At 51.0% G+C, this 14,440-nt stretch carries 17 protein-coding genes; 2 read left to right on the top strand and 15 right to left on the bottom strand.

Going from position 1 to position 14,440, the window contains the following annotated elements:
- Positions 1-1,097: tyrosine-type recombinase/integrase (locus tag ACUU1I_RS09995; protein ID WP_449144834.1), on the bottom strand; the 1,097-nt coding region annotated here is incomplete at its 3' end.
- 214 nt (positions 1,098-1,311) lie between these two features.
- Here ACUU1I_RS09995 and yfhL point away from each other — a divergent pair.
- Positions 1,312-1,572: a 4Fe-4S dicluster ferredoxin YfhL gene (gene yfhL / locus ACUU1I_RS09990; RefSeq protein WP_000054752.1), complete on the top strand. Its 261-nt coding sequence runs from the start codon at positions 1,312-1,314 to the stop codon at positions 1,570-1,572.
- A gap of 193 nt (positions 1,573-1,765) precedes the next feature.
- On the opposite strand, the gene shoB is transcribed toward yfhL, so the two are convergent.
- The 13 genes from shoB to rseD form a co-directional block, all read right to left on the bottom strand.
- A complete protein-coding gene (shoB, locus tag ACUU1I_RS09985; protein ID WP_000128776.1) occupies positions 1,766-1,846 on the bottom strand; it encodes a type I toxin-antitoxin system toxin ShoB in 81 nt (26 codons plus the stop codon).
- A 419-nt stretch (positions 1,847-2,265) separates the two neighbouring features.
- Complete coding sequence (gene acpS, locus ACUU1I_RS09980) at positions 2,266-2,646, bottom strand: holo-ACP synthase (RefSeq protein WP_000986029.1); 381 nt, start codon at positions 2,644-2,646, stop codon at positions 2,266-2,268.
- The gene (gene pdxJ, locus ACUU1I_RS09975; RefSeq protein WP_004969731.1) at positions 2,646-3,377 is read right to left on the bottom strand and encodes a pyridoxine 5'-phosphate synthase; all 732 of its coding nucleotides are present in this window, start codon (positions 3,375-3,377) and stop codon (positions 2,646-2,648) included. The genes acpS and pdxJ overlap by 1 nt, the downstream gene beginning before the upstream one ends.
- 11 nt (positions 3,378-3,388) lie before the next feature.
- Positions 3,389-4,117 carry a DNA repair protein RecO gene (gene recO / locus ACUU1I_RS09970; protein ID WP_000399393.1) on the bottom strand — a complete coding sequence of 243 codons (729 nt, stop codon included), beginning with the start codon at positions 4,115-4,117 and terminating at the stop codon, positions 3,389-3,391.
- 11 nt (positions 4,118-4,128) lie between these two features.
- The gene (gene era / locus ACUU1I_RS09965) at positions 4,129-5,034 is read right to left on the bottom strand and encodes a GTPase Era (RefSeq protein WP_000020748.1); all 906 of its coding nucleotides are present in this window, start codon (positions 5,032-5,034) and stop codon (positions 4,129-4,131) included.
- Positions 5,031-5,711, bottom strand: a complete 681-nt coding sequence (gene rnc, locus ACUU1I_RS09960; protein ID WP_001068343.1) for a ribonuclease III — start codon at positions 5,709-5,711, stop codon at positions 5,031-5,033. The genes era and rnc overlap by 4 nt, the downstream gene beginning before the upstream one ends.
- 271 nt (positions 5,712-5,982) lie before the next feature.
- The gene (gene lepB, locus ACUU1I_RS09955; protein WP_000002542.1) at positions 5,983-6,957 is read right to left on the bottom strand and encodes a signal peptidase I; all 975 of its coding nucleotides are present in this window, start codon (positions 6,955-6,957) and stop codon (positions 5,983-5,985) included.
- A 15-nt stretch (positions 6,958-6,972) separates the two neighbouring features.
- Positions 6,973-8,772, bottom strand: coding sequence for a translation elongation factor 4 (gene lepA, locus ACUU1I_RS09950; protein WP_000790168.1), 1,800 nt, complete (start codon positions 8,770-8,772; stop codon positions 6,973-6,975).
- 197 nt (positions 8,773-8,969) lie between these two features.
- Entirely contained in the window at positions 8,970-9,449 is a 480-nt protein-coding gene (gene rseC / locus ACUU1I_RS09945; RefSeq protein WP_000589070.1) for a SoxR-reducing system protein RseC, read from the bottom strand.
- A complete protein-coding gene (rseB, locus tag ACUU1I_RS09940; RefSeq protein ID WP_000812046.1) occupies positions 9,446-10,402 on the bottom strand; it encodes a sigma-E factor regulatory protein RseB in 957 nt (318 codons plus the stop codon). The genes rseC and rseB overlap by 4 nt, the downstream gene beginning before the upstream one ends.
- On the bottom strand, positions 10,402-11,052 hold the full coding sequence (gene rseA, locus ACUU1I_RS09935) for an anti-sigma-E factor RseA (protein ID WP_001168466.1): 651 nt from the start codon (positions 11,050-11,052) through the stop codon (positions 10,402-10,404). The genes rseB and rseA overlap by 1 nt, the downstream gene beginning before the upstream one ends.
- A 32-nt stretch (positions 11,053-11,084) precedes the next feature.
- Entirely contained in the window at positions 11,085-11,660 is a 576-nt protein-coding gene (gene rpoE, locus ACUU1I_RS09930; protein ID WP_005070454.1) for an RNA polymerase sigma factor RpoE, read from the bottom strand.
- Complete coding sequence (rseD, locus tag ACUU1I_RS09925; RefSeq protein WP_032157127.1) at positions 11,657-11,812, bottom strand: rpoE leader peptide RseD; 156 nt, start codon at positions 11,810-11,812, stop codon at positions 11,657-11,659. The genes rpoE and rseD overlap by 4 nt, the downstream gene beginning before the upstream one ends.
- A gap of 255 nt (positions 11,813-12,067) precedes the next feature.
- On the opposite strand from rseD, the gene nadB reads away from it, so the two are divergent.
- On the top strand, positions 12,068-13,690 hold the full coding sequence (nadB, locus tag ACUU1I_RS09920) for an L-aspartate oxidase (protein ID WP_001094509.1): 1,623 nt from the start codon (positions 12,068-12,070) through the stop codon (positions 13,688-13,690).
- Here nadB and trmN read toward each other — a convergent pair.
- A complete protein-coding gene (gene trmN / locus ACUU1I_RS09915) occupies positions 13,675-14,412 on the bottom strand; it encodes a tRNA(1)(Val) (adenine(37)-N(6))-methyltransferase TrmN (protein ID WP_001298974.1) in 738 nt (245 codons plus the stop codon). The genes nadB and trmN overlap by 16 nt on opposite strands.
- Between the last annotated feature and the right edge of the window lie 28 nt (positions 14,413-14,440).

Below are 14,440 nucleotides of genomic sequence, written 5' to 3'. Positions count from 1 at the left end.
TTTACAGCCCCGTCCGGGCTGTATGTTTTCACCAGCTTATCCAGTGATCGTTTTGAAAATGGCTGCATTGGATCACGTGGCTGCAAAAATACATAATCCCTGTTGCACTCAGGAACTGAATCACGCCAGGCTTTCTGCTCGTCGATAATCCGCCGGATCTCAGGCGTTATCGGCAGGCGGAAAGCCTTTTGTGTTTTCATAGCCCCTCGCATGCCGATAACCCCTTCCGGATAAACAATTTCACCAGCCTCCTCGTAAACGTAGTCCCAGCGCAGGTTATGGACATTAATCGGACGAACACCAGTGATGATCATGAAGCGAACAGCATTCTTCTGGTGTACAGAGGTGCAGGCAGCAACATTGAGCCAGAGTCGGGCGATTGATTCAATATCGGTAAAAAGCCGTGTGGGGGTAGGTTTCTGTACGCGGAAGGAAACATAATCATCTGGCAGACTGGCGGCAACATTGCGGCCGTTGCAAAGAGTAGGTGCGCAGAACTTCCAGAACCGACGGAGCTCGGCAAACAACTCCAGGGCGTTATTGTTCGAGCGAGTGGCGATCCACTCGTCCAGCACTTCCACCAGCCGATTGTATGTTACGTCGCTGAACACCTCACGCTCGCCGAACGTTGCTTTAATCCGGTCGATACGCACCCCGTAGGTTGTGAAACTGTCCGGGCTCAGCTTCTGCCGGGCTACTTTGGCTTTGAGGTCATCCCGGTACATTTCCAGCGCTGCATGTACGGACTCTGCCCGCAGTCCACCGTCAGCCATACCTAGTGCTTTTTCGCGCGCCAGCTGGATAGCGAGCTCCGGCCACTCGCCGAGCTTTTTACCTTTGAGGCCCATCTTTTTTGGAAACTCGGCGTAAAATGTAACCTTACCGGCTTTGCTGAAATCGATACGGAGATAGTTCTCTTTTTCGTATTTGGAACGGCGAGCCACTCCGGAAGCAGCGAGGATGATTTTGGCGGCAGCAACACAGATTTTCATGTGTGCGCTGGTATAGGGGGGTTTACAGGCGTCCCATTTTTCAGATGCGGCTAAAACATCGTCATTATTGGGGCTATCCGGATTATGTGTTACAGTGCGCGGCATTCTCAATCCTTATCTGCGTAGGCGCAGAAAACAAGCTCACACATACAAGTCTTTTCTACGGGACAAAATGCAATGTGTTGCGGTTTTGTGTTGCTGGACTGAGTTTATCAAGGTGAAATACACTGGATCAACATACAGTAAGTTAATGACAGTAAAGCATACAAACTCGATACAACTTACTGATTTTAAAATGATTTAATGGTAATCCATTGAAATGTCTTTACTAATTACTAAACGCTGTATTAATTGTGATATGTGTGAACCCGAATGCCCGAATGAGGCGATTTCAATGGGAGATCATATCTACGAAATTAACAGCGATAAGTGTACCGAATGCGTAGGGCACTACGAGACACCAACCTGCCAGAAGGTGTGCCCGATCCCCAATACTATTGTGAAAGATCCGGCGCATGTCGAGACAGAAGAACAGTTGTGGGATAAATTTGTGCTGATGCACCACGCGGATAAAATTTAATATTCTACTCTGGAAGTAGAGTATTAATTATATTACTGGGAAGCCTTAACGCCATTATATTTATTTAATTGATGACATTAGCATAATCATTCACTAAGTTAATTTATATAGTATCTGCCAAGACACTTATTTATAGTTATTAAAGGCGCGTCCGATTGGTTCACCGGACGCACCTTAAGTACGTTTCCTTGTGTTATAAGAACAGAAGGATCAGCTGTAAAACAGCAATGATGATTTTGATGACCCGTTTAATCAGGTATCGGCAATCAGTCATTCGTTTTTCCTTAAACAAGGAATGCAGCCATTCAGATTAGCCCTTACATCTCCCCAAAACTGAACGTGCGAGTTATTGAGGGTGCATGCTGCACTCCACACCAGAGCTTTGACGACACCACTCGTTTCAATGGGGGAATTCTGTGGCATGGTGTAAAGCACAGCAAAATCTTCAATAACGAAGCCAATTTTAATGTACTTACGAATTGGCGGTCACGTTAATCTTTCCATCAATATTGCTTTCTTCGTAAAGGCTCGAGTTTTTATGCTAAAGATTGCAAGTTGCTTGTAAAAGATAAGTACACTGATCCATAATCGCTGTTGTTGAGGGTGCATGCTGCACAAAATTAAAGTTAAAAAGTAAAACCCCCGTTCCTTACCAGTTCGGGGGTTTTACTTTTTAAAGAGAACGGTATTATTTTAACTTTCAATAATTACCGTGGCACAAGCATAGTGGCGTTCATCTGCCAGCGTTACATGCATATTTACAACGCCGAGCTTTTCCGCCAGTTTTAATGCCTCACCCCATAGTCGTAGCCGTGGTTTGCCGAGCTCATCATTGAATACTTCAAATTGATTAAACGCCAGACCATTGCGGATCCCGGTGCCAAACGCTTTTGCTGCGGCTTCTTTCACAGCAAAACGCTTCGCCAGAAAACGCACCGGCTGGTGGTGCGTTTTCCAGATTGCCCATTCGTTATCGCTTAATACGCGGCGTGCCAGGCGCTCACCGGATCGGGCGATCACTGCTTCTATGCGAGCGATCTCTACGATATCCGTGCCTAAACCTAATATTGCCATTAGCCACGCGCTTCCAGCATCAGACGCTTCATTTCTGCCACCGCATCTTTCAGTCCGGTCATCACTGCACGGCCAATAATGGCATGACCGATATTCAGTTCATGCATCTCAGGGATGGCGGCAATGGCTTTCACGTTGTGATAGGTCAGACCGTGTCCGGCGTTAACTTTCAGACCGAGACTAGCGGCAAAGGTCGCGGCTTTGGCGATACGCACCAGCTCTTGCGCCTGTTCGGCGTCAGTTTTGGCATCAGCATAGCAACCGGTGTGGATCTCGATAAACGGTGCGCCAACCTCTGCCGCAGCTTTGATCTGCTCTTCATCGGCGTCGATAAACAGAGAAACCTGAATCCCGGCATCTGCCAGACGTTTGCAGGCATCGCGTATTTTTTCACGCTGCCCTGCAACGTCCAGGCCGCCTTCGGTTGTTACTTCCTGACGCTTTTCCGGTACCAAGCAGCAAAAATGTGGCTTCGTCTCAACGGCGATCGCCAGCATCTCTTCGGTCACTGCCATCTCCAGATTCATTCGGGTATCCAGCGTCTGCCGCAGGATGCGCACATCGCGGTCAGTAATGTGGCGGCGATCTTCACGTAAATGCACGGTAATGCCGTCCGCTCCCGCCTGCTCGGCAATAAACGCCGCCTGCACCGGATCCGGGTAAGCAGTACCGCGTGCGTTACGCAGCGTTGCAATATGGTCAATGTTGACGCCTAACAGTAATTCAGCCATGACAATCCTCATCATTCATAATGTGTTTTCACCGTTCGCTTAGGCATAAACTGCCGGAACAGTTCCCTGCTCTTTAATGGTTTACCGCCAAGATACGGCTTAAGCGCCATTCGGGTAAAGCGTTTCGCGGCGCGTAGTGTGTCTGCGTCAGGAAATTCCCGCGCGTTTAACGCTTTTAACTGCCTTCCGGTGAACGTTTTATTGTCGATAACGACGCTTGCGATAAACCCTTTTTCTTCGCGATAACGATACGTCATGGTGTCATCTACCGGCTCGCCGCTACCCGCGCAATGGGTAAAATTGACGCCATAGCCCAGATGCCCGAGTAGTGCCAGTTCAAAGCGACGCAGCGCGGGTTCTGGCGTACCAGTGGCACCTGCAAGAGACTGAATGCAGTGCAAGTAATCGAAAAAGAGTTCAGAGAAGCGCGTCTCGTATTCCAGTACGCGGGAGAGAAGTTCGTTGATGTACAGACCGCTGTAAAGCGTGATACCGCTTAATGGCAGCGCCAGTGAGACAGCTTCAGCACTGCGCAGCGTTTTGACTTCGCCACGCCCGCCAAAACGTAGCAAGAGAGGGGTGAAAGGCTGTAATGCACCTTTCAGAGTAGAGCGTTTAGAGCGTGCGCCTTTGGCAACCAGACGCACGCGACCCGATTCCTCTGTGAAGACGTCCAGCATCAGGCTGGTTTCGCTCCACGGGCGACTATGCAGGACAAATGCGCGCTGCCAGCCTTCCATCGGAGTGACTCTTAAAGATCGTCAACATAACCGAGACTGCGCAGTGCGCGTTCGTCGTCGGCCCAACCCGATTTCACTTTTACCCACAGTTCAAGGTGGACAGGCGCTTCGAACATTTCCTGTATGTCTTTACGCGCTTCAATCCCGATGGTTTTGATCTTGGCCCCTTTGTTGCCAATAACCATCTTCTTCTGCCCTTCACGCTCAACGAGAATCAAACCGTTGATGTCATAACCGCCGCGTTCGTTAGAGACGAAACGTTCGATCTCCACGGTCACGGAGTACGGCAGTTCAGCGCCAAGGAAACGCATCAGTTTTTCGCGGATGATTTCAGACGCCATAAAACGCTGTGAGCGATCGGTGATGTAATCTTCCGGGAAGTGATGAGTCGCTTCAGGCAGATGCTTACGCACGATTGCCGCAATAGTGTCAACATTCAGCCCGGTTTCGGCAGAGATTGGCACGATATCGAGGAAGTTCATCTGGCTTGCCAAGAACTGCAGGTGCGGCAGCAGATCGGCTTTCTCCTGCACGTTGTCCACTTTGTTCACCGCGAGGATTACCGGCGCTTTGCCTTCGCGCAGTTTGTTGAGCACCATTTCGTCGTCCGGCGTCCAGCGGGTGCCTTCAACGACAAAAATCACCAGCTCAACATCGCCAATAGAGCTGCTCGCCGCTTTGTTCATCAGGCGGTTAATGGCGCGTTTTTCTTCCATATGCAGGCCCGGTGTATCGACGTAGATCGCCTGATACGCGCCTTCAGTATGGATCCCCACAATGCGGTGACGAGTTGTCTGCGCCTTGCGGGAGGTGATGGAGATTTTCTGCCCCAGCAGTTTGTTCAACAATGTGGATTTGCCAACGTTCGGACGTCCGACGATGGCAATAAATCCGCAGTAACTTTTATCGATGCTCATTCCAGCTCCAGTTTTTTCAACGCCTGTTCGGCGGCAGCCTGCTCAGCCTTACGACGGCTTGAACCTGTGCCAACCACCGGTTCACTCAGGCCGCTGACCTGGCAGTGGATAGTAAATTCCTGATCGTGCGCTTCGCCACGTACCTGGACTACCAGATAAGTCGGCAGCGGCAGATGGCGACCCTGCAAATATTCTTGCAAGCGCGTTTTCGGATCTTTTTGTTTATCGCCTGGGCTAATTTCGTCCAGACGAGTTTGATACCAGTTAAGGATTAATTTCTCGACGGTTTGAATATCACTGTCGAGGAATACGCCACCAATTAATGCTTCGACGGTGTCGGCGAGAATTGACTCACGACGAAATCCACCGCTTTTAAGTTCACCTGGCCCTAAACGTAAGCACTCGCCTAACTCAAATTCGCGCGCCAGTTCCGCCAGCGTATTGCCACGGACCAGCGTGGCGCGCATCCGGCTCATATCGCCTTCATCCACACGAGGGAAACGGTGATAAAGCGCATTGGCGATAACGTAGCTCAGAATAGAGTCGCCTAAAAATTCTAAACGCTCGTTATGTTTGCTGCTGGCACTACGATGAGTTAATGCCTGCTGCAACAGTTCCTGATGATTAAAAGTGTAGCCCAGCTTCCGTTGAAGCCGATTAATTACGATGGGGTTCATGCGATACCAATAAATAAATGCGTCAACAATTCAGCACACGAAACAGACCTGATATACATGGCTCTGCTAACTGCTTCGCTGCAGTTTCAGTTTAGCGGTATATGGGGACCAACGCTGTTTCGTGTGCCGTGGCAACCTGGAGGTGCCAACCTTAAACTTCGGGGGAATATTCTATACACAACGACGGGGGATGTCGTTAGCCACGGGAGATTTATCTCATAAATAATTCACGTTGTCGCCATAACGGCGACAACGTGAACGAAGATGGCTATTAATGGATGCCGCCAATGCGACTTAAGCGCACACCAGTCGGCCATTCGCCTTCTTGCTTATCGAAGCTCATCCAGATAGCCGTGGCCCGACCGACCAGATTCGCTTCAGGCACAAAGCCCCAGTAACGGCTGTCCGCGCTGTTGTCGCGGTTGTCGCCCATCATGAAGTATTGTCCCGGCGGAACAATCCAGGTTGCCAGTTGTTGCCCTGGCTGCTGGTAATACATCCCCACCTGGTCCTGCGCAATCGGCACTGTCAGAATTCGGTGCGTCACATCACCCAGTGTCTCTTTACGCTCGGAAAGACGAATTCCATTTTCTTTGGTTTCGTTTTTCGGCACTTCAAAGAATCCGCTGGTCGCTTCCCCACCATTACGGCGTGAGAAGGTCTGAACGAAATCGCTCGGTTCCACGTTTGAGTAGGTGACCGGCAGCGCGTTTTCACACGCCTGGCCGGAACTGCATCCCGGTTGAATCGTCAGCTCTTTTGAGACCGGATCGTAAGTGACTTTATCGCCCGGTAAACCCACCGCGCGCTTGATGTAATCAAGCTTTGGATCTTCCGGATATTTAAAGACCACGATATCGCCGCGTTTCGGATGACCGGTTTCGATCAGCGTTTTCTGGTAGATAGGATCTTTAATGCCATAAGCAAACTTCTCTACCAGAATAAAATCACCGATTAACAGAGTCGGCATCATCGAACCTGACGGGATCTGGAACGGTTCATAAATAAACGAACGTACAATCAATACGATAGCCAGCACCGGAAAAACAGAAGCTCCGGTTTCCAGCCAGCCAGGCTTCGGTGCAACCTTTTTCAACGTTGCTTTATCCAGTGAGTCACCGGCAGCCGCCTGCGCCGCTGCCTGACGTTCCCGCCGTTTAGGTGCGAAAAAGAATTTATCCACGCACCATAAAATGCCCGTCACCAGTGTGGCAATCACCAGAATCAGGGCAAACATATTCGCCATGCCAACTCCTAAGGGTTATTTGTTGTCTTTGCCGACGTGCAGAATGGCGAGGAACGCTTCCTGCGGCAGCTCAACGTTACCGATCTGCTTCATGCGTTTCTTACCTTCTTTCTGCTTCTGCAGCAGCTTTTTCTTACGGCTGATATCGCCGCCATAACATTTAGCCAGTACGTTTTTACGCAGCTGTTTCACGGTGGATCGCGCAATAATGTGCGTACCAATCGCTGCCTGAATGGCGATATCAAACTGCTGGCGTGGGATCAGATCTTTCATCTTCTCCACCAACTCGCGACCGCGGTTTTGCGAATTATCACGGTGGGTGATCAACGCCAGCGCATCAACACGTTCACCGTTGATTAATACGTCTACACGTACCATGTCGGACGCCTGGAAGCGTTTGAAGTTGTAATCCAGAGACGCATAACCACGCGAGGTAGATTTCAGGCGATCGAAGAAGTCGAGCACCACTTCCGCCATCGGGATCTCGTACGTCAGCGCCACCTGATTACCGTGGTAAACCATATTGGTCTGCACGCCGCGTTTTTCTACGCACAGCGTAATAACGTTGCCGAGATATGCCTGCGGCAGCAGCATGTGACACTCTGCAATCGGCTCGCGCAGTTCGTAAATGTTATTTACCGCAGGCAGCTTGGATGGGCTGTCGACGTAGATAACTTCCCTTGACGTGGTTTCAACTTCATACACTACGGTCGGCGCAGTGGTGATCAGATCCAGATCGTATTCACGTTCCAGACGCTCCTGGATGATCTCCATGTGCAGCAGGCCAAGGAAGCCGCAGCGGAAACCAAAGCCCAGCGCGCTGGAGCTTTCCGGCTCATAGAACAGTGAGGCATCGTTCAGGCTGAGTTTACCCAGCGCGTCACGGAAGGCTTCATAGTCGTCGGAACTTACCGGGAACAGACCGGCGTATACCTGCGGTTTGACTTTCTTAAAGCCAGGCAGCGCCTTTTCTGCCGGATTACGCGCCAGCGTTAAGGTATCGCCGACTGGAGCGCCGTGGATATCTTTAATCGCACATACGAGCCAGCCTACTTCGCCACATTTCAGTTCAGTGCGGTCAACCTGTTTCGGCGTGAAGATGCCCAGACGGTCGGCGTTATAGGTCTGCCCGGTACTCATGACTTTCACTTTGTCGCCCTTACGCAGGGTGCCGTTTTTAATACGGATAAGTGAAACAACGCCCAGGTAGTTGTCGAACCAGGAGTCGATAATTAGTGCCTGCAACGGGCCTTCCGGATCGCCTTCCGGCGGCGGAATGTCGCGTACCAGACGTTCGAGAACGTCCTGCACGCCAACGCCGGTTTTCGCTGAACAGCGCACTGCATCGGTGGCGTCGATGCCGACGATATCTTCAATTTCTTCCGCCACGCGTTCAGGATCGGCTGCCGGCAGGTCAATCTTGTTCAGTACCGGCACCACTTCGAGATCCATTTCCATGGCGGTGTAGCAGTTTGCCAGGGTTTGCGCTTCTACGCCCTGCCCGGCGTCGACCACCAGCAATGCACCTTCACAGGCAGCCAGCGAACGGGAAACTTCATAGGAGAAGTCTACGTGGCCCGGGGTGTCGATAAAGTTAAGCTGATAGGTTTCGCCGTCAGACGCTTTGTAGTCCAGCGTCACGCTTTGCGCTTTGATGGTAATGCCACGCTCACGCTCAAGATCCATGGAATCGAGAACCTGCGCCTCCATTTCACGGTCAGACAGGCCACCGCAGATCTGGATAATACGGTCAGACAGCGTCGATTTACCGTGGTCAATGTGAGCTATGATCGAAAAGTTACGTATATTCTTCATAAAGTATGATTATTGTGCCTTAATGCCCGGTTAACCAGGCTTTTAGAAGTCGCTGTTCTGAGCTTAACGTCTGTATTAATAGAAACGCCGCATTCTACACTACAACATTGAGGCGAGGAAATGTTCATACCGTATGGATTGTGGTATCTGGAAACGCCCTCGCATTTGTTATGCAAAATGCAACAAAGCCAGTGAAATCACTGGCTCGCGTCTTCCGAAGATGTTTCAAATCGCACAAGGCCAGGCGGCAATGCCACGCTTAAGATGATCGGTTGCCATTCTGCCCGGGCAGCAAACTTACGCGAGTAGCCGCGCGCAATCAGGAACCCGCCAATACCGCCGAGGACCGCACCACATAATGCTGCGACGTCAGAAGCAAAGAGTAGCTGAAATAGCGAAGCGATGAGGAATAATCCCACCAGCGGCGACATATAAACCAGTAATGCGGAGCTAAGCAGGCTGCCTTCGGCGATCCCCAATTCCACTTTTTGCCCCGGCACTAACGGCTCATCACAGGGTACGACAATGGTATGCGTGGTTTGCGGGCCAAGTTTATTCAACACGCGGCTACCGCAACCGGCGCGTGAAGCGCAGCTGCTGCATGAAGCTTTAACATCACAACTGACCAGCGCCTGCCCGTTTTGCCAGGAGACGACGGTAGCCCACTCTTTGATCATTGCGCTGCCCCGAACTTAATATTCTCGGCAATGCGTTTCGCCGTTTGCGGCGGCAGTTCACCGACAATGGTGATTTCGGCGTTATCACGTACGCTTGTACTGACGGTTCTGCGTCCGGTGCGCAACATCTGATCGGTGCTCGATGGCGTAGCGCGGTTAACGTTTACCGAGAAGCTGAATAATCCGTCGGAATAGAGACGTGATTCGATAGGCATGTTGTCCATCGTCGGTAGCGGACGTCGACTACTGGAAACTTCGCTAAAACCCTGTGGCAACCAAGTTAGCGTCCAGCTGAATTTAGCTTTTTCACCTACAGGAACAGAAAGCAACGGCGGCAAATTTGCCTTCGCCAGCGTCTGCATACTGCTGCTGATATCCTGATTGACGTTAAAAGCAATCACGCGAAATTGTTCCAGCGTTTCACCATCGCGATCAAGGAGATCAACCCGCATCGGTAATTTCGATTCGGTGTCCATCCACACGATGTAGCTGTAGCGTGTACCATCTCGGGCAACCACGCGAATGACTTCGCAAAGACGATCAGCAATACGCGTGCGCCCGACGGAGATAAAGTCGTAGTAAGGAGAAAGGCGTTTGAAATCGGTATAGATAAGCGATGGCAGAGAATCAACAATGTAATCGCCATTAAGCGTGAACGGTTCAAGTCCCGGTTCAAAATAGCTGATTTCATTGCCGCGCTGTACCACTTCCCGGCGCGGGCCATCCATTTGCAACAATTGTGCAAGAGGACGGTTATCGAGGCGTGCATGTCGATAACGCAGAGACTCAACACCCTGTTTATTGATGCTGATGAATGACAGCTCGTAATTCAGTGACTGACTGGCCAGGTTCATCTGCTGTAATAACGCCCCGGACGCGGGAGTGGCCGAGGCGTTAGCAGAGAATAACAGGCTACCTGTCACTAATGACATGGCAAACCAAAGTTGCTTCATTACTGCGATTGCGTTCCTAAAGTTTGAATTCCTGGCACCTGTACAGCGGCTTGCTGGGTTTGCGCCTGCTCAAACTGAAGCTGTTCAGAGTGGAGTCGGCGTTGCAGTTCGTAATCCTGCAACATTGCATTAATGCGACGACGCTGCTCCTGTACCTGCTGCTGTTGACCATTGTTTGCGGTCGCTTCAGAAGGTACTCCCAGGCTTACCGGGCTGGCTTTACCCATCATCGGCAGTGTATTAAATACCGGCGTTTCGGGCTGCTGGGACGTTTCAGATTGTCCATTATAGTGCTGGACGCCAACGATAACTGCAAGCGATACGCATGCGGCTACGCCCATTTGGGTAAGCTGTGCCGCCCACGGACGTACTTTCTGCCAGAATGGCATTTTCTGCCATTGATGCGGCGCAGGCTGGGCTTCCGGGATCAATGTCGCCGATTGACGTACTGGCTCTTCTTCAATGGCGGCCATCACGCGTGAAGAGATATCGAAATGGAGCACCTCGGGAGTATCACCCCGCATTGAATCACGGATTAAGTGATAGCTTTCCCAGGTTTTCTGCATTTCTGGGTTATGAGCCAGTTCGTTAAGCAGCTCACTATCCAGCGTTTCGCCATCCATTAAAGCGGAAAGTTGTTCTTTCTGCATGCCTAATACCCTTATCCAGTATCCCGCTATCGTCAACGCCTGATAAGCGGTTGAACTTTGTTATCAATAGCTTCCCTCGCTCGGAAGATACGTGAACGCACCGTACCTACCGGACAATCCATGATAGCGGCTATCTCTTCATAGCTCAGGCCATCCAGCTCCCGCAAGGTTATTGCCATGCGCAAATCTTCCGGGAGGAACTCAATAGTTCGGAAAACTATCTGTCTCAGTTCTTCTGACAACATTAAGTTCTCAGGGTTCGAAATTTCTTTCAACGCGCCGCCACTTTCGAAGTTTTCAGCTTCAATGGCATCCACATCACTGGAAGGTGGACGACGCCCCTGAGCAACCAGGTAATTTTTCGCTGTATTTACAGCAATCCGATACAGCCATGTATAAAAAGCGCTATCTCCCCGGAACGAATCCAGCGCACGATAGGCTTTAATAAAAGCTTCTTGTACCACATCGGGAACATCACCCGACGGCACATAGCGGGAAACCAGACTCGCCACTTTATGCTGATAGCGCACTACCAGTAAGTTAAAGGCTTTCTGATCTCCCTTCTGGACCCGTTCAACCAGGACCTGGTCCGTTAACTGCTCGCTCATCCGAGGTAAAGTCTCCCCAAACCAAATTTCCACGCGCTATCGAAACGCCACTCCATTAGCTGCAATTTGAGCAAGCAAAGGGTTAGAGTGTCTCGTTTTTGTAAAGTTCCGTAACGCATCTGTTTTTGTTTGTCATGCTGTAGACGGAGCATTATCTATCATTATAAGTCTACAGAATCTGAACATCGCATTATCTGTGTAGAAATGCCCATTTAACTGCCTGAAGAGTAACCCAACGGCCTTTTTATTTCACCACCTAATCCTCCACCAGCCAGTAACTTCTCTTTTTCTCGCCGCCCTGCGTCAACGTGTTTAGCCACTGTAACAAATATTAAAATAGCAGGTGTTTATTCGCACAACATGATGCTATGCTGACCAAACAATGTTTAGTAGATTAAACAAAGAAAATGAATACTCTCCCTGAACATTCATGTGACGTGTTGATTATTGGTAGCGGCGCAGCCGGACTTTCACTGGCGCTACGCCTGGCTGACCAGCATCAGGTCATCGTTCTAAGTAAAGGCCCGGTAACGGAAGGTTCAACATTTTATGCCCAGGGCGGTATTGCCGCCGTGTTTGATGAAACTGACAGCATTGACTCGCATGTGGAAGACACATTGATTTCCGGGGCTGGTATTTGCGATCGCCATGCAGTTGAATTTGTCGCCAGCAATGCTCGTTCCTGTGTGCAATGGTTAATTGACCAGGGGGTTTTGTTTGATACCCACGTTCAACCGAATGGCGAAGAAAGCTACCATCTGACCCGTGAAGGTGGACATAGTCACCGTCGTATTCTTCATGCCGCCGACGCCACCGGTAGAGAAGTACAATCCACGCTGGTGAGCAAGGCGCAGAACCATCCGAATATTCGTGTGCTGGAGCGCAGCAACGCAGTTGATCTGATTGTCTCTGACAAAATTGGCCTGCCGGGCACGCGACGGGTTGTAGGCGCGTGGGTATGGAACCGAAATAAAGAAACGGTGGAAACCTGCCACGCAAAAGCAGTGGTACTGGCAACCGGCGGTGCGTCGAAGGTGTATCAGTACACCACCAATCCGGATATTTCTTCTGGCGATGGCATTGCTATGGCGTGGCGCGCGGGCTGTCGGGTTGCCAATCTCGAATTTAATCAGTTCCACCCTACCGCACTGTATCACCCACAGGCACGCAATTTCCTGTTAACGGAAGCACTGCGCGGCGAAGGCGCTTATCTCAAGCGCCCGGATGGCACGCGTTTTATGCCCGATTTTGATGAGCGCGGCGAACTGGCCCCGCGCGATATTGTCGCCCGCGCCATTGACCATGAAATGAAACGCCTCGGCGCAGATTGTATGTTCCTCGACATCAGCCATAAGCCCGCCGATTTTATTCGCCAGCATTTCCCGATGATTTATGAAAAATTGCTCGGGCTGGGGATTGATCTCACACAAGAACCGGTACCGATTGTGCCTGCTGCACACTATACCTGCGGTGGTGTAATGGTTGATGATCATGGGCGTACGGACGTCGAGGGCTTGTATGCCATTGGCGAGGTGAGTTATACCGGCTTACACGGCGCTAACCGCATGGCCTCGAATTCATTGCTGGAGTGTCTGGTCTATGGCTGGTCGGCGGCAGAAGATATCACCAGACGTATGCCTTATGCCCACGGCGTCAGTACGTTACCGCCGTGGGATGAAAGCCGCGTTGAGAACCCTGACGAACGGGTAGTAATTCAGCATAACTGGCACGAGCTACGGCTGTTTATGTGGGATTACGTTGGCATTGTGCGCACAACGAAGCGCCTGGAACGCGCCCTGCGGCGGATAACCATGCTCCAACAAGAAATAGACGAATATTACGCCCATTTCCGCGTCTCAAATAATTTGCTGGAGCTGCGTAATCTGGTACAGGTTGCCGAGTTGATTGTTCGCTGCGCGATGATGCGCAAAGAAAGCCGGGGGCTGCATTTTACGCTGGATTACCCGGAACTGCTCACGCATTCCGGTCCATCGATCCTTTCCCCCGGCAATCATTACATAAACAGATAAAAAGCCTGGGTCAGCGCCGTATACGCTTCGGAATAGTTCTGGTCTGGCCCACGAATGACTAAGCGATCGCTAAAGCATTCTCCCGCCTGCGGGGAGAATGCCAGCAGCACCCGATGCGGCAGTCGCGCTTCGTTTTCCGCCACATCCGTCCGCAAACGTAAATGCCAGCCCATGCTTAATGCCAGTTCAGTAAAACCATTACCAATCTGCTCTGGCAGCACCACGCAGAAAAATCCCTCTTCGGTAATGCACTCCGCCGCACAGGTCAGCAGCGATGGGTGATCAAGCGTAGTGGTATAGCGAGCCTGTTCCCGTTGAGGTGTCGCGCACTCTACTCCCTGCTGATAGTAAGGTGGGTTACTGATGATTAAATCGAAGCGTACTGTCTGCTGTGTGATCCACTGCTGAATATCCGCCGTATGGACGTTAATCCGCTCTGCCCACGGGGACTGGTTGATATTTTCCTGCGCCTGCGCGGCAGCTTCACTTTCCAGCTCAACGGCATCAATTATCACGCTGTCACTGGTTCGCTGCGCCAGCATCAGTGCCAGCAACCCGCTACCCGCGCCGATATCAAGGCAACGTTTCACCCCAGCCACCGGTGCCCATGCGCCCAGCAAAATGCCATCCGTTCCCACTTTCATCGCACAGCGATCGTGAGCAACAAAAAACTGTTTAAAAGTAAATCCATTACGACGAAGCACGGATGTAGACTGTGACATGAAAATAAAACCTTGCAGGAAAAACGGC

The organism is Shigella sp. SIG3 (assembly GCF_053555855.1).
Note: the sequence above shows the minus strand (reverse complement) of the source record. Positions and strands in the feature narration are given on the sequence as shown.

Coding starts and splice junctions, on each gene's coding strand:
- lepA (WP_000790168.1), bottom strand. CDS start 8,772: ATGAAGAATATACGTAACTTTTCGATCATAGCTCACATTGACCACGGT.
- rnc (WP_001068343.1), bottom strand. CDS start 5,711: ATGAACCCCATCGTAATTAATCGGCTTCAACGGAAGCTGGGCTACACT.
- acpS (WP_000986029.1), bottom strand. CDS start 2,646: ATGGCAATATTAGGTTTAGGCACGGATATCGTAGAGATCGCTCGCATA.
- trmN (WP_001298974.1), bottom strand. CDS start 14,412: ATGTCACAGTCTACATCCGTGCTTCGTCGTAATGGATTTACTTTTAAA.
- pdxJ (WP_004969731.1), bottom strand. CDS start 3,377: ATGGCTGAATTACTGTTAGGCGTCAACATTGACCATATTGCAACGCTG.
- yfhL (WP_000054752.1), top strand. CDS start 1,312: ATGTCTTTACTAATTACTAAACGCTGTATTAATTGTGATATGTGTGAA.
- nadB (WP_001094509.1), top strand. CDS start 12,068: ATGAATACTCTCCCTGAACATTCATGTGACGTGTTGATTATTGGTAGC.
- shoB (WP_000128776.1), bottom strand. CDS start 1,846: ATGACTGATTGCCGATACCTGATTAAACGGGTCATCAAAATCATCATT.
- lepB (WP_000002542.1), bottom strand. CDS start 6,957: ATGGCGAATATGTTTGCCCTGATTCTGGTGATTGCCACACTGGTGACG.
- rseD (WP_032157127.1), bottom strand. CDS start 11,812: ATGCTCCGTCTACAGCATGACAAACAAAAACAGATGCGTTACGGAACT.
- recO (WP_000399393.1), bottom strand. CDS start 4,117: ATGGAAGGCTGGCAGCGCGCATTTGTCCTGCATAGTCGCCCGTGGAGC.
- era (WP_000020748.1), bottom strand. CDS start 5,034: ATGAGCATCGATAAAAGTTACTGCGGATTTATTGCCATCGTCGGACGT.
- rseB (WP_000812046.1), bottom strand. CDS start 10,402: ATGAAGCAACTTTGGTTTGCCATGTCATTAGTGACAGGTAGCCTGTTA.
- rseC (WP_000589070.1), bottom strand. CDS start 9,449: ATGATCAAAGAGTGGGCTACCGTCGTCTCCTGGCAAAACGGGCAGGCG.
- rpoE (WP_005070454.1), bottom strand. CDS start 11,660: ATGAGCGAGCAGTTAACGGACCAGGTCCTGGTTGAACGGGTCCAGAAG.
- rseA (WP_001168466.1), bottom strand. CDS start 11,052: ATGCAGAAAGAACAACTTTCCGCTTTAATGGATGGCGAAACGCTGGAT.